This is a genomic window from Rhodococcus sp. BL-253-APC-6A1W, assembly GCF_012843405.1.
Taxonomy (GTDB): domain Bacteria; phylum Actinomycetota; class Actinomycetes; order Mycobacteriales; family Mycobacteriaceae; genus Rhodococcus.
In genome coordinates this window covers 24,464-41,620 of record NZ_JABAFB010000006.1, presented here as the reverse complement: position 1 = coordinate 41,620, position 17,157 = coordinate 24,464, and the positions used below count along the sequence as shown (strand labels likewise).

Annotated in this window: 15 protein-coding genes and 1 tRNA gene; 13 read left to right on the top strand and 3 right to left on the bottom strand. The window is 67.0% G+C overall.

Annotated features, from left to right (window positions below; all coding sequences use genetic code 11):
• Positions 1 to 24 precede the first annotated feature (24 nt).
• From HF877_RS10495 to HF877_RS10460, 8 genes are all read left to right on the top strand, one after another.
• Entirely contained in the window at positions 25 to 2,304 is a 2,280-nt protein-coding gene (locus HF877_RS10495; RefSeq protein WP_169621127.1) for an ATP-dependent DNA ligase, read from the top strand.
• Positions 2,305 to 2,349: 45 nt separating this feature from the next.
• Positions 2,350 to 3,027: a LuxR C-terminal-related transcriptional regulator gene (locus tag HF877_RS10490; RefSeq protein ID WP_169621126.1), complete on the top strand. Its 678-nt coding sequence runs from the start codon at positions 2,350 to 2,352 to the stop codon at positions 3,025 to 3,027.
• Positions 3,008 to 4,213 (top strand): ATP-binding protein, encoded by a 1,206-nt coding sequence (locus tag HF877_RS10485; RefSeq protein WP_169621125.1) that lies wholly within the window; start codon positions 3,008 to 3,010, stop codon positions 4,211 to 4,213. The genes HF877_RS10490 and HF877_RS10485 overlap by 20 nt, the downstream gene beginning before the upstream one ends.
• Positions 4,210 to 5,277, top strand: coding sequence for a hypothetical protein (locus HF877_RS10480; RefSeq protein ID WP_169621124.1), 1,068 nt, complete (start codon positions 4,210 to 4,212; stop codon positions 5,275 to 5,277). The genes HF877_RS10485 and HF877_RS10480 overlap by 4 nt, the downstream gene beginning before the upstream one ends.
• 134 nt (positions 5,278 to 5,411) lie before the next feature.
• Positions 5,412 to 5,672 carry a LuxR C-terminal-related transcriptional regulator gene (locus tag HF877_RS10475; RefSeq protein ID WP_169621123.1) on the top strand — a complete coding sequence of 87 codons (261 nt, stop codon included), beginning with the start codon at positions 5,412 to 5,414 and terminating at the stop codon, positions 5,670 to 5,672.
• Between the two features lie 66 nt (positions 5,673 to 5,738).
• Positions 5,739 to 6,068, top strand: a complete 330-nt coding sequence (locus HF877_RS10470; protein WP_169621122.1) for a YnfA family protein — start codon at positions 5,739 to 5,741, stop codon at positions 6,066 to 6,068.
• A gap of 118 nt (positions 6,069 to 6,186) precedes the next feature.
• Positions 6,187 to 7,956: a thiamine pyrophosphate-requiring protein gene (locus HF877_RS10465; RefSeq protein ID WP_169621121.1), complete on the top strand. Its 1,770-nt coding sequence runs from the start codon at positions 6,187 to 6,189 to the stop codon at positions 7,954 to 7,956.
• A gap of 41 nt (positions 7,957 to 7,997) precedes the next feature.
• Positions 7,998 to 8,741, top strand: a complete 744-nt coding sequence (locus tag HF877_RS10460) for an MBL fold metallo-hydrolase (protein ID WP_169621120.1) — start codon at positions 7,998 to 8,000, stop codon at positions 8,739 to 8,741.
• A gap of 22 nt (positions 8,742 to 8,763) precedes the next feature.
• On the opposite strand, the gene HF877_RS10455 is transcribed toward HF877_RS10460, so the two are convergent.
• Positions 8,764 to 9,351: a TetR family transcriptional regulator gene (locus HF877_RS10455; protein WP_169621119.1), complete on the bottom strand. Its 588-nt coding sequence runs from the start codon at positions 9,349 to 9,351 to the stop codon at positions 8,764 to 8,766.
• 141 nt (positions 9,352 to 9,492) lie between these two features.
• Between HF877_RS10455 and HF877_RS10450 the strand changes: the two genes are divergently transcribed.
• The 3 genes from HF877_RS10450 to HF877_RS10440 all read left to right on the top strand — a co-directional run bounded on the left by HF877_RS10450 (position 9,493) and on the right by HF877_RS10440 (position 11,941).
• Positions 9,493 to 9,735, top strand: coding sequence for a ferredoxin (locus HF877_RS10450; protein WP_169621118.1), 243 nt, complete (start codon positions 9,493 to 9,495; stop codon positions 9,733 to 9,735).
• 4 nt (positions 9,736 to 9,739) lie between these two features.
• Positions 9,740 to 11,020, top strand: a complete 1,281-nt coding sequence (locus tag HF877_RS10445; protein WP_169621117.1) for a cytochrome P450 — start codon at positions 9,740 to 9,742, stop codon at positions 11,018 to 11,020.
• A gap of 81 nt (positions 11,021 to 11,101) precedes the next feature.
• Positions 11,102 to 11,941 (top strand): mycofactocin-coupled SDR family oxidoreductase, encoded by an 840-nt coding sequence (locus tag HF877_RS10440; RefSeq protein WP_169621116.1) that lies wholly within the window; start codon positions 11,102 to 11,104, stop codon positions 11,939 to 11,941.
• Positions 11,942 to 12,017: 76 nt separating this feature from the next.
• Here HF877_RS10440 and HF877_RS10435 read toward each other — a convergent pair.
• A tRNA-Arg gene (locus HF877_RS10435) sits at positions 12,018 to 12,090 on the bottom strand.
• Between the two features lie 247 nt (positions 12,091 to 12,337).
• On the opposite strand from HF877_RS10435, the gene HF877_RS10430 reads away from it, so the two are divergent.
• Positions 12,338 to 13,165, top strand: coding sequence for a M23 family metallopeptidase (locus tag HF877_RS10430; protein WP_169621397.1), 828 nt, complete (start codon positions 12,338 to 12,340; stop codon positions 13,163 to 13,165).
• Positions 13,166 to 13,240: 75 nt separating this feature from the next.
• The gene (locus HF877_RS10425; RefSeq protein ID WP_169621115.1) at positions 13,241 to 14,749 is read left to right on the top strand and encodes a glutamate-cysteine ligase family protein; all 1,509 of its coding nucleotides are present in this window, start codon (positions 13,241 to 13,243) and stop codon (positions 14,747 to 14,749) included.
• Between the two features lie 41 nt (positions 14,750 to 14,790).
• Here the strand turns inward: HF877_RS10425 and HF877_RS10420 are convergent, their stop codons facing one another.
• On the bottom strand, positions 14,791 to 17,076 hold the full coding sequence (locus HF877_RS10420; protein WP_169621114.1) for a M28 family peptidase: 2,286 nt from the start codon (positions 17,074 to 17,076) through the stop codon (positions 14,791 to 14,793).
• Between the last annotated feature and the right edge of the window lie 81 nt (positions 17,077 to 17,157).

Here is a 17,157-nt window from a genome sequence, read left to right as displayed (position 1 = left end):
GCACGGGCACGGCATTATGAGGTGATGCCGACACGCACGGTCGACGGGCACCGCATCACGCTCACCAATACCGACAAAGTGCTGTATCCGCGGACCGGCACGACGAAGGGCGACGTCATCGCCTACTACGAGGCCGTCGCCGACGCGATGCTTCCACACGTGGTGGGCCGGGCCGGTACCCGGAAACGGTGGCCCAACGGTGTCGACGAACCGGCGTTCTTCGAGAAGAACCTCGCCGAGCACGCCCCGGCATGGATCGACCGCCGCACGCTGCACCACAAGCAACGCCGGGTCACGTACCCGCTCTTCGATTCGGCTGCGAGCCTCGTCTGGCTCGGGCAACAGGCCGCGCTCGAACTGCACGTTCCGCAGTGGCGCTTCGACGACGACCACGCCGGTCCCGCCACCCGGATCGTGTTCGACCTCGACCCGGGGCCCGGAGCGGGCCTACCCGAATGCGCGGTCGTGGCCCGGTACGTCCGCGACACCGTGGCCGAACTGGGCTGGACGGCGTATCCGGTCACGAGCGGCAGCAAGGGGATTCACCTGTATGTCCCGCTCGATCGGATACTGAGCACCTCCGGGGCCTCGACCGTCGCCAAGCAGGTCGCGACCAACCTCGCGTCCGCGTACCCCGACCTGGTGACCGCCACGATGTCGAAGTCGGTGCGGCCCGGAAAGGTGTTCGTCGACTGGAGCCAGAACAACGGGGCGAAGACCACCGTCGCACCGTATTCGCTGCGTGGACGCGAGGAGCCGTGGGTCGCGGCGCCGCGCGCGTGGGACGAACTCGACGACCCGGACCTGCGGCACCTGCGGTTCGACGAGGTGCTCGACCGCCTCGGCGAATACGGCGACCTGCTCGAAGGCCTCGATCCGCCACTCGATACCCGGGGTTCCTCCGACGCGCTCGAGGCGTACCGGAGCAAACGCGACGCCTCGCGCACTCCCGAACCCGTGCCGCGCGGTATTGCGGGGGACGGTTCCGGCGACCGGTTCGTCATCCAGGAACACCATGCCCGGCGACTGCACTTCGATCTGAGGCTCGAGCGCGACGGGGTCCTCGCATCCTGGGCCGTCCCGAAGAACCTGCCCGACAGTCCTGGTCGCAATCATCTCGCCGTCCACACCGAGGACCACCCGATCGAATACCTCACCTTCCACGGCACGATCCCGAAGGGCGAATACGGCGGCGGGACCATGACCATCTGGGACACCGGCACCTACGAGACCGAGAAGTGGCGCGACGACGAGGTGATCGTCCACCTGCACGGAACCCGGATAGACGGACGGTACGCACTGATCCGTACCGAGAAGGACCAGTGGCTGGCACACCGTATGAAGGAACAGTCGTCGGGTGCCCGCGCGTCCGCGTTTCCGCGCGACATCGCTCCGATGCTCGCGACTCCCGGCGAGGTAGCCGGCTTGGACGCCGAACACTGGGCCTTCGAAGGCAAGTGGGACGGTTATCGTGCGATTGCCGAGGTCTGCGACGGCACATTGCGCCTTCACAGCAGATCGGGACGCGACATCACGGGGGAATACCCTCCGCTCGCCGAGTTGGCGACGATCCTCGAAGGCCACGACGCGGTGCTCGACGGTGAGATCGTGGCCGTCGATCCCCAAGGCGTCACCAGCTTTTCGCGCCTGCAGCAAGGGGTGAAAGCGGAGTACCGGGTTTTCGACGTGCTCTACCTGGACGGGGTGTCACTGCTGCGCAAGACGTACGACGACCGGCGCCGGGTGCTCGGCGCGCTCGCCGCCGCGACCGACGGGCTGCTCGTCCCCGACCAGTTGCCCGGTGACGGGGCAGAGGCACTCCGTCGCAGCCGGGACGCGCGCTGGGAAGGTGTGATCGCCAAGCGTCGCGACTCGGTGTATCTGCCGGGAAAGCGGGGGAGCGCCTGGATCAAGGAGAAGAACTGGCTCACCCGATCGGTTCTCGTCGGCGGCTACCAGCCGGGAAAAGGCAATCGCTCCGCGACTTTCGGATCTTTGCTGCTCGGGGTGTACGACGACGACCGTCTCGTGTACGTGGGAAAGGTCGGCACCGGATTCGACGAGCACACCCTCACCGAATTGACGACCGCGATGCGGAGGCTGGTGCGGAAGTCGAGCCCGTTCTCCGACGAGGTGCCGCGGGCGGAGAGCCGAGACGCGGTCTGGCTACGTCCCGAACTGGTGGGTGAAGTGCGGTTTCAGGGGTGGACGGACGGTGGCCGGCTCAGGCACACGAGTTGGCAGGGGCTGCGCGACGATCTCGACCCGGCGTCCGTGCGCAGAGAAGGAACCGACGCGGGCTGATACCGTTCGTTCTGCATACGACATCAGGCAATCGGGAGGGCTGTCATGGCCGAAAGTTCTGCTCCCGTCCGCCGGATCGGGCTTGTCGAAGACCACGAGTCGGTGGCTCTGGGACTGGCGGCGATGCTCGCCGACCAGCCGGATCTCGATCTCGTCTGTGCGGCTCCGACAGTGGCCGCACTGCTCGCACAACACACCGACCTCGATCTCGCCGTGCTGGACCTGCGGCTGGCCGACGGGTCGTCGCCGAAGGACAATGTCGAACAGTTGCGGGCGGTAGGACTCGAAACCCTCCTCTTCACCGGTGCCGAGAACCCTTTTCTGTTGCGGTCCGCGGCGCGCGCGGGAGTTCTCGGCGTGGTCCGCAAGTCGGAACCCGCCGCGGTGGTGGTCGCGGCGATCCGGGTCGCGGCGAATGGTGGGCAGATCGCGAGCACCGAGTGGGCCGCTGCGATCGACGGTGATCCCGAACTCGGCGATGTCGGCCTCAGTCCCCGGCAGCTCGAGGTGCTCGAACTGTACGCATCGGGGGAGAAGCTGGATCGTGTCGCTCGGTTGACCGGGCTCGCCCCGCAAACCGTCAACGACTATCTGCAACGGATTCGGGCGAAGTATGCCGAAGCCGGCCGGCCCGCTCCCACCAAGACCGACCTGTACAAGCGTGCGATCGAGGACGGGTGGCTGCCGATTCCGGAGCGCCACGATGCCCGTCGTCGTGGCTGACCGGATCTCCGGCGCTGGGACCGCGGCCGCCGATCGCCTCGTGCGAATGTTCGCGCGGTTCATCGCAATCGGATACGTCTGCTATCTCTTGCTGGTCTTCGGCGAGGTGATCGGGCAGGCGGATCTGACCGCCGCGTGGTGGACTCCGGTGGCCGTGACGTTGATCTTCGGGTCGAGCGCAGCGTTCGGTTTCTCCGCGTCGTGGAGCGGTGCTCACCGCATGAAGCAGTTCGCGGCGGCGAACGCGATCCTCTACCTCGTGGCGCTGGCTCTGTGGTTCCCCGCCTGGAACGGATCGGTTGTCCCGCAGGACCACACCCTGTGGTTCAGTTCTTTCCCCGGACTCGCCTCGTTCGCGGCCGCGGTGGCCTGGCGGCCGCCCTGGGCGTTCCTGCACATGGTGTGTGCGATCCTGCTCGCACAGGGCGCCGATCACACCGTCCGAGATGCTCCGTTCGTACAGAACCTTCTCCCCGACGTCGCGTTCGGACTCGTTTTCTGCACCGTCTTTCTCGCGGCGGCCGTGGTGGGTCTCGGCACCGGGCGCACGCTCGACGAGACTGTTGCCGCGACCCACGCCGAAGTAGCAGCCACCGCCGCGCTGGAGGCCCGGAACCGTGAACGTGAACGGTTCGCTGCACTCGTCCACGATCGGGTGATGTCGACGCTGCTCGCGGCGGCCCGTCGTGCACCCGACGAATCCGTCGTTCCCCAGGCGGCACGAGCGCTGGCCGAACTCGACAATCTCCGACGCCGTGGCGACGACGACGAGATGATGGCCGCGCACGTGGCCGTGTCCCGACTGCGCACCGCTGCCGTCGAAGCGGACGAGGAAGTCGCTGTCTCCTCGTGCATCTCGCCCGGCGACGAGAAGGCGCTGTTTCCGGCGCAACCGGTCCGCGTCATCGCTGCGGCGCTCGGGGAAGCCGTCCGCAACAGCGTGCGGCACGCCGGACCGGACGCGACGCGGTCGGTGGTGATCGACGCCGGGCCGGGCAGTCTGGACGTCCGTGTCGTCGACGACGGCTGCGGTTTCGACCCGGACGTCGTGGCGCAGAACCGCCTCGGGGTCAGTGTCAGTATCCGTGCGCGGATGAACCAGCTTCCCGGTGGAACCGCGGACGTGCGGACGGTGCCCGGGGCCGGAACCATGGTGTCCCTGTCGTGGCGGGAGGAGACGACGTGACCGGTGCGAATGCGACCGTCTCGGACCTTCTGCACATGCACAGCACGGCTGCGCGCGCGCTCGCGGGACTGTATGCGGTGACCTGCGTCGTGCTCGCCGCGTACAACGTCGACCGTGTCGAGTCCGTCTGGCCGATGGCCGTTGCGGTGCTGGTGTGCGTGGCGGCGGCTTTCGTGCTCGTGAGGGTCGAAGGGGACCCGTTGCCGCTGCGCCCGGCGCTGGCACTCATGTGTACCGGAGCGGTGTCGTGCGGTGCTCTCTTCTCGGTGGTCCCGCCGGGCCCCACGGAGCAGCCCGTGCACCTGTGGACCTTCGGGATGTCCGCAGCGATCCTGGTGTTCATGTGTGTGCGAGGGCGCACGCTCCTCGCGTGGATCGGGTTGATTCTGATGCTCCTCACCGCGGCGGTGTGGGGAGCGACGGAAGGACCGGGAGCGGCCTACGCCCTGGGCGTGTCTGTCATCAATGCCGGACCGGTGCTCATGGGCACGGTGTTCGCGTACACGATCCGGCCGCTGGCGCGCTCCATCTACGTCCTTCGAGAGCAGTCCACGCGCCGGGTCGCACGGGAATCCGCCACCGCCGCCCTTCTCGAGGAACGCGACGCGCAACTCGACCGGCTCGATGCTCTGGCCCGGCCGATGCTCGCTCTCCTCGCGTCCGGAGAGGCACTCAGGGACGAGGACCGAACGAAGTGCGCGCTCCTCGAAGCACGCCTGCGGGACATGCTGCGGGCGCCCGCGCTGCAGGATCCCGCGGTCGTGGAAGCCGCGCAGGCGGCGCGCCTGCGGGGAGTGGAAGTGGTCATGCTCGACGACAAGGGAATGGACGACACGCCCGCGTCGGTGCGTCATCGGGTGCATCGTGCGGTGGCGGACTGCCTGGACACCGTATGGACCGGATCGGCGACCGTGCGGGTTCTTCCGCCGGGACGTACTGCGCTGGTGACCGTGCTGCTGCGAGGCGACGCCGAGGTACGCCGGATCGAACTCGACCGTGAGGGCCGCTCGGTGTCCCTCGGCGCCCTGGTGTCCACCGGAGGACCATCGACTACGCGGAACTGACGATGCCCCTCGTTTCATGGGCAGGAGAACATGGGGCTGGGGGCGACCGGTATCTCGCTGTAGCGTTCTCCCGACCGAGAAGGATTCGTCGGGGGATCGTGCTCGGTCGATCGTTGCCTACAGAGGGATACGCCATGACCAGCATGCTCGACAAGACCCCGACCTACCGGAAGCCGGCACTGACGGCCCGTGAAATCGAGATCCTTCGCGAGTGGCTGGTGTGTGAATCCAAGTCCGAGGCCGCCTCGCGCCTGTACGTCACTGCGGCCACCGTGAGCACTCACATCGTGCGCATTCGCGAGAAGTACGCACGCGTGGGCCGCGCCGCGCCCACGAAGACCTCGCTCCTGGCCCGCGCGCTGCAGGACGGCGTGGTCTCCATCGACGAACTGTGACCGACGCACCCTGATTCCGGTCACGGCGGAGACTCGCCGGGTACCGGCGAGCATTAGGGTGTCGCCGTGACGATCCTGAAGTCCCTGCTGCTCTTCGCTGTCGCCGCGCTGTTCGAAATCGGCGGCGCCTGGCTCGTGTGGCAAGGAGTGCGTGAGCACCGGGGATGGGTCTGGGTCGGCGCGGGTGTGATCGCACTGGGTGCATACGGATTCGTGGCGACCTTGCAACCGGACGCGAACTTCGGACGCATTCTCGCGGCGTACGGCGGTGTGTTCGTCGCCGGTTCCCTGGCCTGGGGCATGGTCGTGGACGGATTCCGGCCGGACCGGTGGGATGTGTCCGGCGCGCTCGTCTGTCTGGTGGGCGTTGCGATGATCATGTACAGCCCGCGGTAATCCCGCGCGCCTCCGCCTTCTCGGCTTCTCGTACAGGACGGGTGGTGAGGTTTCGGTGCTGTTGCACCGGGAACCCGAACCGCGATCCGCTCGCCCGACCGCAGAACAGGAGACGCGTATGCCCAATGTGGCCGACGGAATCGTTGATCGGCTGAAGGACTGGGGAGTGCGCCGGGTCTTCGGGTACGCCGGGGACGGGATCGACCCCGTCCTCGCCGCGCTCGATCGCGCATCCGACCACATCGAGTTGGTCACGGCACGCCATGAGGAGATGGCGGCGTTCATGGCCACCGGCCACGCCAAATACACCGGTGAGGTGGGGGTGTGCCTCGCGACCCAGGGTCCCGGCGCAATCCATCTCCTCACCGGACTCTACGACGCGAAGCTCGACAGCAAACCGGTGGTCGCGATCGTCGGCCAGGTGGTCACCTCCGCACAGGGGAGCGGCTACCAGCAGGAGGTGGAACTGCCCACCTTGTTCAAGGACGTCTGCGCCCAGTACGTGCAGAGCATCGACAGTCCCGAGCAGCTCGGGCCCGCGCTCGACAATGCGTTCCGCACCGCCCGAGCCACCTCCAGCCCCACCTGTGTCATCGTGCCGCACGACATCCAGCAGGCGGACGAACCGGAACGCGAACACGCGCACGGGTTCGTTCCCAGCACCGCCGCCTTCGCTTCGCCACGCGTGATTCCCGCCGAGACCGATCTCGACAGGGCCGCGGACGTACTCAACGCCGGTGAGAAAGTGGCGTTGCTCGTCGGTCAGGGCGCTTACGGTGCCGCGGCCGAGATTGCGGAGGTGGCAGAGCGACTCGGTGCCGGCGTCACCACGTCGCTGCTCGGTAAGCCGGTGGTGGACGAGACCGAGCCGTGGGCCTGCGGGGTGATGGGTCACCTCGGTACCACCGCATCCGCCGACCTGATGGCGGGGTGCGACACCCTGCTCATCGTGGGCAGCAACGACCCGTGGACCGAGTTCTACCCCGCGCCCGGGCAGGCCCGGGCCGTGCAAATCGATATCGAGTCCAGGAATCTCGGTGCGAAGTACCCCATCGAGGTGGCGCTTCCCGGTGACGCGACCGAGACGTTGCAGGCATTGTTTCCGCGACTCGAGCAGAGCCGGCGCCCGTGGCGCGACGAAGTCGCGAACATGGTGCAGGACTGGCGGCAGATCGCGGCGGCGCGCTGCGCCGAGAAGCCGGAGCGGCTCAATCCGCAGGCGGTTGTCGCCGCGCTGTCCGACCACCTGCCGTCGGACGCTCAGGTCGCTGTCGACGTCGGTTCGGTCGTGTACTGGTATGCGCGGATGCTGCGGCTGCCCCGGGGCGTGCCGGCGCACCTGTCCAGCACACTGGCGTCGATGGGGTCCGCGCTTCCCTACGGGCTCGCTGCCAAGCTCGCCCGGCCGGATCGACCCGTGATCGCGCTCGCGGGCGACGGTGCAATGCAGATGAGCGGCAACTCCGAACTCGTGACGGTGGCCCACCACTGGCGCAACTGGGCCGACCCGAGGTTCGTCGTCCTCGTGCTCGACAACGGAGACCTTGCCGAGGTGTCGTGGGAGCAAAGAGAAATGGAGGGAGACGCCCGCATCCCGGCCTCACAGGACGTACCGGTGTTTCCGTATGCCGACTATGCCCGGCTGCTCGGCCTCGAAGGCATTCGCATCGAGCGGCCCGAGGACATCGACGACGCGTGGCGCGCGGCGCTCGCCGCCGATCGTCCCGTGGTGATCCAGGCGGTGACCGATCCCGCGACACCGTTGCTGCCGCCGCGGGCTCCGGGTGCCAAGGTGGACAAGATGTTCGGCGCGCTCGATCAGGAGGGTGCCGGCGACGCCGCGCGGCAACTGCGTGGACAACGGGCGCAGGAGAATCCCGAGGACTGACGCCCGCACGTGTACGACACCCGTCCGACCGAGGAGGACCCATGTTCGAACGTAATGTGGCCGACGGCGTGCACAGGATCGAGCACGCTCACGTCAACGTGTATCTGGTCGAGGACGACGACGGTGTCACCTTGGTGGACACGGGTTTTCCCGCGACCTTCCGCCACATCGAATCCGCCCTGCGGGAGATCGGACGCTCGCCGCAGGACGTGCGTGCGATCGTGCTGACGCATGCGCACTTCGACCACGTCGGTTCGGCGCGTCGTGCGCACCGCGCGTGGCGGGTTCCGGTGTGGGCACATCGGCGGGAGCAGTATCTCGCCGCGCATCCGTACCGGTACAAGCCGGAGCGTCCGCGCCTGCTCTATCCCTTCCGCTACCCGAAATCACTCCTGGTCCTCGGCCGGATGACGGCAGCGGGGGCGTTGGGGGTCCGGGGCCTCCCGGATACGACCCCGTTCGAGACCGGCGCTCGGCTCGATGTTCCCGGTGGGCCTCGAGCGGTCTTCACGCCCGGTCATACATTCGGGCATTGTGCCCTCCACCTCCCGGACCGGAATACCGTGATCTCGGGCGATGCGCTCGTCACCCTCGACCCGTACACCTGTAAAACAGGACCGCACGTGGTCGCGGGCGCCGCGACGACCGACAGCGCTCAGGCTCTGGCGTCGCTGTCGGCTCTCGCGGAGACCGCTGCCGGCACCGTTCTGCCGGGCCACGGTGAACCCTGGTTCGACGGGGTGGACTCGGCGGTCGAGCAAGCACTACTGGCCGGCCCGTCCTGACGTTCGAGAGACCGCGCCGCGCTCACGACTCGCTGCCCCTGAGCGTCGCTTCGTACCCGGTGGTGAGCAAGAAGACCGTCCGGTCGATGGTGGGCATGATGTCGTGGATGGCGATGTCACCGTCGCGGCAGCGTCCGACCAGACCGTAGACAACGCTCGACAGGATGGACCTCAGTTCGGCGACGAAGCCGGGGTCTACGTCGGACAGGACCGCCATGCCTACAGGGACGACGGGATCGAAGCCCCGCACGTGCAGTCCTTCGCCGCCCGGTGCGGCTCTCACCTGGAAGTAGGCGAGAAGCATGTGCGGGTGCTTCTCCCACGGCTCGAAGATCGCGCGCAGGACTCTCATCATGGCCGGGTGCAACGGCTCGTCCGCGTGCCGGGTCTGCGGAACGAGGGCCGAGTGGTTGCTCTCCATCCAGCGCTCGATCGCGGCAAGAATGAGGACGTCGCGGGTGGCGTAGTGCTTGTAGACGGTCGACAGCGATATGCGTGCGCGGCGGGCCACCTCGCGTAGCTGGACCGCCTCGAATCCTCCCTCGTCGAGCAGCTCTACGACGCTGTCGAGAAGTCGGTCCTCGCCGTCGCGCAAAATGGTGTTCTCCATTTCTACCAATTCCCTTGCCGTCCTCGGATAACAGAGTTACCGTGACGCCGGTAACACCGTTACTCACCGTACATCGGACGGCATTCACGCCGAATGCGTGCTCTCGCCGTCCGGGCCCGACTTCACCCTTTGGAGCGCCCGATGACGGGACCACCGAAGCACCTGCACATCGATCGCGATATGTGCGAGGCCCACGCGTTGTGTGTCGAGATCGCCCCCGAGATCTTCGAACTCGCCGACGACGACATCGCGACGTGCAACGAGACACCACCGGAAGCTTTGTGGCCCAAGGCGCACTCGGCCGTGAGTGCATGCCCGCGCCAGGCCATCGGTATCCGCGAGGACTCCTCCACCACCTCCACTCGTTCACCGAAAGGTCAGTGAACCGATGACCGATCTCGCCTCAGCCGACTACTTCTCCGACGGCGACCTGGCGCAAAACCCCTTCGACTATTTCGACCACCTCCGAAGCCGGAATCCCGTGTTCCGCGAGCCGAACTACGGCGTCGTGGTGGTCACCGGCTATCCGGAGGTTGTCGAGGGCTTCAAGAACTCCGAGGCGCTCTCCGCGGTCAACGCGATCGGCGGGCCGTTTCCGCCGTTGCCGTTCGAACCCGAGGGCGACGACATCACGGACCAGATCGCGGCGCACCGTCACCTCTTTCCGATCTCGGAGCACATGGTCGTGATGGACCCTCCCGATCACACGCGTGCACGCTCGTTGCTGGGCCGGCTCCTCACGCCGAAGCGGCTGAAGGAAAACGAGGAGTACCTGTGGTCGCTCGCGGACCAGGTGCTCGACGAATTCTTCGACGACGAGCACTGCGAGTTCCTCGGGCAGTACGCCAAACCGTTTGCCACTCTGGCGATCACGGACCTTCTGGGAGTTCCGGAGGGGGACCGCGAAGAGTTCCGTTTCGCGCTCGGTGCCGCCGAGCGATCCGGTATCCCGGTGGGGGCACTCGACCATAGAACGGTCGCGGTCAATCCGCTCGAGTACCTCGACGACCGCTTCTCCGGTTACCTCGCCGAGCGGCGACGTGAACCCCGCGGGGACATTCTCAGTGGTCTGGCAGCGGCAACGTATCCGGACGGGACCACGCCGGAACTGCTCGAGCTCGTCCGGCCGGCGACCTTCCTGTTCGCAGCCGGCCAGGAAACGGTGACGAAGCTACTCAGTTCGGCGCTGCGGGTGCTCTGCGAACGACCGGAATACCAGAAGATGTTGCGCGAGGATCGCAGCCTCGTAAAACCCTTCATGGAAGAGTCGCTGCGCTTCGACAGTCCGACCAAGGTCGACTTCCGCCTGGTGAAGAAGAACACCACCATCGGCGACGTCGAGGTCCGCGCGGGGACCGTGGTCATGCTGAGCCTTGCCGCGGCCAACCGCGACCCGCGAAAGTTCGAGAACCCGAACGAATTCCGGCTCGATCGCAAGAACGCGCACGATCACATCGCATTCGGGCGGGGCCTGCACACGTGCGCAGGCGCGCCGCTTGCCCGCATCGAAGGCCACGTCACGCTCAACAAGTTGCTCGACCGCATGAGCGACATCCGCATCAGCGACAGCGCACACGGCCCGGAAGATGACCGGAAGTTCCTCTACGAGCCCACCTTCCTGCTCCGCGGACTCGTCGAGCTGAACATCGAGTACACCAGAAATCCCTGATACCCGAACACAATTCGACTGAAGCAGTCCCACGGTTACCGCGCCGGGTCATCGCCCGGGGCGCAATGAGAGAGGGAGTTCATGGCGGGAAGAGTTGAAGGCAAGGTCGCGTTCGTCACCGGTGCCGCGCGCGGTCAGGGACGTAGTCACGCGGTGCGATTGGCCCAAGAGGGCGCGGACATCATCGCCCTGGACATCTGCGGCCCCATCAGGGACAACGCACTGATCGAACCGGCCACTCCGGAGGACATGGCCGAGACCGTCGAGGCGGTCAAGGGCCTGAACCGGCGGATCGTGACGGTGCAAGCCGACGTCCGCGATTTCGACGCGGTCAAGGCCGCCGTCGACGACGGGGTCGCACAACTGGGGCGGCTCGACATCATCGTCGCCAACGCCGGGATCGGAACGGGCGGAACCCCGCTTCACCAGACCGACGAGTTCGACTGGCAGGAAATGCAGGACATCAACCTGTCGGGAGTCTGGAAGACGGTGAAGGCAGCCGTACCCCACATCATCGAGGGCGGGCAGGGTGGTTCGATCATCCTGACGAGTTCGGTGGGCGGGCTCAAGGCCTATCCGAATACGGGCCCGTACATCGCGGCCAAGCACGGTGTCGTCGGTTTGATGCGCTCGTTCGCAGTCGAGCTGGGTGAACACTTCATCCGCGTCAATACGGTGCACCCCACCAATGTGAACACCCCGATGTTCATGAACGAGGGCGCCATGAAGATGTTCCGCCCCGACCTCGAGAATCCGGGACCGGACGACCTGAAGGTGGCGGCACAGTTCATGCACGTGCTGCCGATCGGCTGGGTGGAACCCGAAGACATCAGCAACGCTGTGCTCTTCCTGGCGTCGGACGAATCCCGGTATGTCACGGGCCTGACTCTGACAGTCGACGCCGGCAGCACACTCAAGTAGGCAAGACCGTACGAAGCGATCCGTCGCCCGTCCGAGCTTCGCGAAAGCCGGTACCGGGCGACGGATCGTTCTTCTGTGCCCCCGGCAGGATTCGAACCTGCGACACCCGCTTTAGGAGAGCGGTGCTCTATCCCCTGAGCTACGAGGGCGCGCGCGTGAGGCGGCGGACCGGATCATGGCGCGCTGTGAGTGTAGCGGGCGGCAGGTGCCGAGGGCGAAGCGAACGGCTCTCGGCGTCGGTCCGGTGGGGGTCGAATCGGCCGTTGTCCCGCACCCTGAGATTAAGAGATGATCACGCTGGCGCATCCCTATATCGTTTTGTTACCTTGGGTCGCCAGGAACGACGGGCCACCGGAGGCTCAGCTCGAAATCGGGACGACGAACGGGAAAATGACTGTGGGACGGCACCAGCTCGCACGTGAAGAAAATGCTTTCGATATCGATTTTTCCTTTTCCCCGTCCAATAAGGGCCGTCACCGCGTGGAGCCCACCGGTACGTCCGCGCCGGTGAAGGCCGCAACCGTCGCCGCAGCCACCGGTGCCTTCTTCGCCGTCGGTGCCCAGTTCACCGCCGGCACTGCCGCCGCGCATCCCGGTCACGAAGCGCCGGCCCACACCGAAGCGCCCACGACCGGAACGCTCCCGTTCGCTCTGCCCGAGGGCCTGCTGCCCGCGGGTGTCGAGGTTCCGGCGATCCCCGGTGTCACCACGCAGGCCGCGCAGGACGCCCCGCAGCTTCCGGCCGAGATCACGCAGCTCGTCGACCAGTTCGGCGGCGGTAGCGACTGGCTCAACGCCCTCAACCCCATCAAGCCGAGCACCGTTCAGCCGGTGTCCGGCACGCTCACCTCCGACTTCGGTGCTCGCTGGGGCGCGCACCACGGCGGTATCGATATCGCAGCCCCGATCGGCACCCCGATCATGTCCGCCTCCGACGGCACCGTGCTCGACGCGGGTGCGGCATCCGGATACGGACAGTGGGTCCGCGTGCTCAACGACGACGGCACCACGGCGGTCTACGGCCACGTCGCCACCTACCAGGTCGCAGCCGGCGAACGTGTCTCCGCCGGGCAGCAGATCGCAACCGTGGGCAACCTCGGCTGGTCCACCGGCCCGCACCTCCACTTCGAGGTCTGGGATCAGAACGGCACGAAGGTCGACCCCAACGCGTGGCTCAGCAACCGCGGTGTCGTCGCCGACTGGGACAACTTCCGCTCGGTCTGATCGCCTGTCTCCTGCGGGCTGCCGTGCGAGCGTTAGGCTTGTTCCGAGACAGACGTCAGCGCGACCGGGGGTTCCGTGGGCACCGAGATTTCGGCACGTTCGTTCACCGGCGCGGACCGGCGAGCGTTCCGTCGCAAGGTACGCGACTGCATCGGCGCGCTCGAACGGATGCTGCGCGAGGACATGTTCGTCGACGTGCACTCGTCGCCGGAACCGCAACTCGGCATGGAGATCGAGTTCAACCTCGTCCAGGACGACATGGCTCCCGCGATGTCGAATATCGAGGTGCTGCAGGCGATCGACGATCACGCCGTCTTCCAGACCGAACTCGGCCAGTTCAACGTCGAGATGAACGTCGAGCCGGGTCCGCTGACCGGTGACGCGACCCTCGAGCTCGAAGAGTCTCTCCGGTCTTCGTTGCGGCGCGCCGCCGACCGGATGCACCGGCACAATGCCCAGCTCGTGATGATCGGGATGCTCCCCACTCTCGAACTCGACCACCTCGGACGGGACCGCATCACCGCCAATCCGCGCTACGAGGCTCTCAACGAGCAGATTTTCGCGGCCCGCGGAGAAGACCTCGAACTGGACCTGGACGGCGTACCGCTTCCGGGGACCGACGAAGTGGAATCTCTTCGCGAGGACATGAATTCGGTCGTCCCCGAGGCGGCGTGCACCTCGTTGCAGTTGCACCTGCGGGTCGCACCCGAGGACTTCGCACCGCACTGGAATGCGGCTCAGTGTCTCGCCGGCGTCCAGGTTGCCCTCGGCGCCAACTCACCGTTCTTCGCAGGCAAGTCGCTGTGGCACGAGAGCCGGATCCCGTTGTTCGCACAGGCCACCGACACTCGCCCGTTCGAGTTGAAGAACCAGGGCGTGCGGCCCCGAGTGTGGTTCGGTGAGCGCTGGATCGAATCTCCCCTCGACCTCTTCGAGGAGAACTCCCGCTACTTCACGGCGCTGCTGCCCGAGGTGAGCGATTCGGATCCGATGACCGAACTCGATGCCGGCCGGATTCCCGAACTGCGGGAACTCCAGATGCACAACGGCACGATCTATCGCTGGAACCGTCCGGTGTACGACATCAGCGACGGGCAAGCGCACCTCCGCGTCGAAAACCGTGTGCTGCCCGCCGGGCCGACGGTGCTCGACACGATGGCGAACGCGGCGTTCTACTACGGCGCCCTTCGCGCGCTCGTCGACGCCGAAGAACCGCTGTGGCGTCAGATGAGTTTCGATGCGGCCGAGAAGAATCTGGTCCTCGGTGCGAAGTTCGGTCTCGACGCCAGACTGTACTGGCCGAAGATCGGCTGGGTGGGTGCCGACGAACTCGTCCTGCGGTGTCTGCTGCCCTTGGCCGACAAGGGACTCGAGGCGTTCGGCCTCTCGTCGAAAGCCCGCGATCGGTACCTCGGGATCATCGAGGGCCGGTGCGGCAACCGGAGGACCGGCGCGGCGTGGCAGCGCGAGCACGTCGCCAAGCGGGAAGCGTCGGGCGAAGACCGGCGTACCGCGCTCCGAGGGATGATGGGTGAGTACGTGGGGAACATGCTCGAGGGCAACCCCGTTCACCAGTGGGATTGATCCGGTAGGCAGACCCCACCACGCTCAGATCTCCAGGGCACTCAGATCTCCAGGGCGCGCGTGACCACCACACTGGGCTGCACGACCACCCGATCGGTCGGCGGCTCGTAGCCGGGCACCACCGACAGGTCGCCCGAAAGATCGCTCACCCGGACACCGAGCCGATCGCTGAGCACACTCAGCGTGAGTGTGACCTCGATGCCGTTCGGGCCCGGCGCCCAGAACATGAATCCGAAGTCGGAGGACGGCTCGGCTCGCTGACCGTCGACGGTCGCACCGTGCACCGTTGCCGTCGTGCTGTCGACCCACAGACCCACGGCGTGAGCCCCTCTGGGCGACGACAGGCGCAGACGGAGTTCTCGCGCCCCACCCGAACTCGTGTCCTCGAGAACTTCGACGTCGGGCGGTGCCAGATCGGACACCGGCGCCGGACCCTGCGACAGCGATTGGTCGCCACGCCACGGGAACAGGTCCGGGAGCGGCGAAGCGGACGCGGAGAGCAAGCCCTCGCTCCACTCGGAGCGAGGTGCGTCCGGGGATGCCCAGGTCGCTGTGCCGTTGTCGGTGTCGAGGGCGTACCAGAGGAATTCCTGACGCTGATCCGTCGCCCCGTCCCGGTTGACGAAGCCGGCTGTCGCGGTGCACACCAGGACGAGGACCACCGCGGTGACCGCGGACAACCAGACCTTCGTCGGCCGCAGGACCGGTTCCCAGAGCGGTGCGGTCGCCGCGAACGTGATGAGAACGAACGCGCCGGCAGCGGAGGCACCGGCAACCAACCCCGCGTCGAACGACACGAGAACCGCACCGGCGCCCAGCACCGCTCCGGGGAGCGCGCCGACCGTCAGCACGGCAAGACGCCACCAGAGCGCCTCGGCGGGCAGAGCCAGTGTGACGAGCACGGCGATCACTGTGGGCAGGACGGGCAGCACCAGCGCCGATGCGACCCCGGGAAAGGGCGTGCCCGCCAAGGCTAGGACAGCGATGGCAACGAAGATCCCGCAGGTGACGGCGGGACCGGGCACCCGTCGCCGGAGCGCAGCAATGACGAGAATGAGAACACACAGTGCGGCAACGACAGCCGCGAGCTGGAACGGTCCGGGACGGTACGGTTCCTCGGTAACAGGTGATGCCATGCCGGGCGCCACCTGCTGAGCGAGCCACCACGGGAGCCAGGCGATCCCCGCCGACGCGATCCCTGCGACGGGCGCGGCAGCGCCGGTGGCGAGGATCTGACGAATCGTCGCTTCGCGGCGGCGGATCCGTACGACTACCAGAACGGCGGCCCCGACGGCGAGGAGCACCGCGCCGGCAATTTCCACCCACCGGGGATAGTGGATCAGCCCCCAGGGCACGAGCGAGACGACTTCGTGTCCCGCGTCGTCGAGCGTCAGCAGGTCGGTGTCCGCGAGGGCCCGGGCCGTGGCCAGGGAGGTCTCGCCCATCTGCTGAAGCGACTCCTGGCTCAGTCGGTCCGTCGTGTCGAGCGGGCTGTGGTAGTACGCGGAACCCGACGCGATCGCCGTGTCGAATCCGGAGAAACCGGTGTCGGCGAAGTTGCTGAAATCGGTGTCGTTGGGGAGCGCCTCGAATGCCAGCTGGGTGAGGGAGTCCGCCTCCGCCCACGGCGATCGGGTGAGTGCGTCGAGCAGAGCGCCGTTGGGGAAGGTCATCCGGAAAGTCATCGGGATTCCCGCATTGCCGCGGGCCTCGTGGTTGAGGACGACCGTCGGGCCGAGTGCGGGTGAACGCGACCGGGTGAACACCTGGGAGCCGAGCAGTCCGTTCTCCTCACCGTCGGTGAGCAGCACCATGATGTCGTTGCGCGGCGCGGGACCGACACCGAGGGCCCGTGCCGTTTCCAGTGCGGTGCTCACCCCGATCCCGTCGTCGCCCGCGCCGGGTGATCCGACCACCGTGTCGTAATGAGCGGCGAGCACTACGGTTCCGGTGGGATCGGAACCGGGGACCATCGCGATGATGTTCCCGACCCGGGCGCCGCGTTGTTCGGGTGGATCGTCGTTCGTCGTCCATCCGACGCCGGACTGAACCGTGGTGCGCCATCCGAGTTCCTGGAGGGTGGCGACGAGGTAGTCGCGCGCTGCGGTGTGCTCGGGCGTGCCCGGAACACGGGGCGTCGTGGCGATCGCGTCGATATGGGTGGCGGCGCGTCCGGCGCTGAAGACCTCGGGCGGAGCACCGGCATCGAGCGGTTCGGGAAAAGACGGGAACACTGCTACGGCGAAGCCGATGAGCAGGATGCTCAGCAGTGCGAGCAGGCTCCCGCCTCGGGGCAGGCTCGGTGCTCGGTCGACGCCCGTATCCATGGGCGCGAGCGTAGCCGGGCAAACGGCACATTGTGCGCCGGACAGCGGTCTTTGGTCCGTGCGGCCGCGCCGGACACTCCC

Coding starts and splice junctions, on each gene's coding strand:
- HF877_RS10420 (WP_169621114.1), bottom strand. CDS start 17,076: ATGGATACGGGCGTCGACCGAGCACCGAGCCTGCCCCGAGGCGGGAGC.
- HF877_RS10465 (WP_169621121.1), top strand. CDS start 6,187: ATGCCCAATGTGGCCGACGGAATCGTTGATCGGCTGAAGGACTGGGGA.
- HF877_RS10445 (WP_169621117.1), top strand. CDS start 9,740: ATGACCGATCTCGCCTCAGCCGACTACTTCTCCGACGGCGACCTGGCG.
- HF877_RS10450 (WP_169621118.1), top strand. CDS start 9,493: ATGACGGGACCACCGAAGCACCTGCACATCGATCGCGATATGTGCGAG.
- HF877_RS10460 (WP_169621120.1), top strand. CDS start 7,998: ATGTTCGAACGTAATGTGGCCGACGGCGTGCACAGGATCGAGCACGCT.
- HF877_RS10485 (WP_169621125.1), top strand. CDS start 3,008: ATGCCCGTCGTCGTGGCTGACCGGATCTCCGGCGCTGGGACCGCGGCC.
- HF877_RS10455 (WP_169621119.1), bottom strand. CDS start 9,351: ATGGAGAACACCATTTTGCGCGACGGCGAGGACCGACTTCTCGACAGC.
- HF877_RS10440 (WP_169621116.1), top strand. CDS start 11,102: ATGGCGGGAAGAGTTGAAGGCAAGGTCGCGTTCGTCACCGGTGCCGCG.
- HF877_RS10475 (WP_169621123.1), top strand. CDS start 5,412: ATGACCAGCATGCTCGACAAGACCCCGACCTACCGGAAGCCGGCACTG.
- HF877_RS10495 (WP_169621127.1), top strand. CDS start 25: ATGCCGACACGCACGGTCGACGGGCACCGCATCACGCTCACCAATACC.
- HF877_RS10490 (WP_169621126.1), top strand. CDS start 2,350: ATGGCCGAAAGTTCTGCTCCCGTCCGCCGGATCGGGCTTGTCGAAGAC.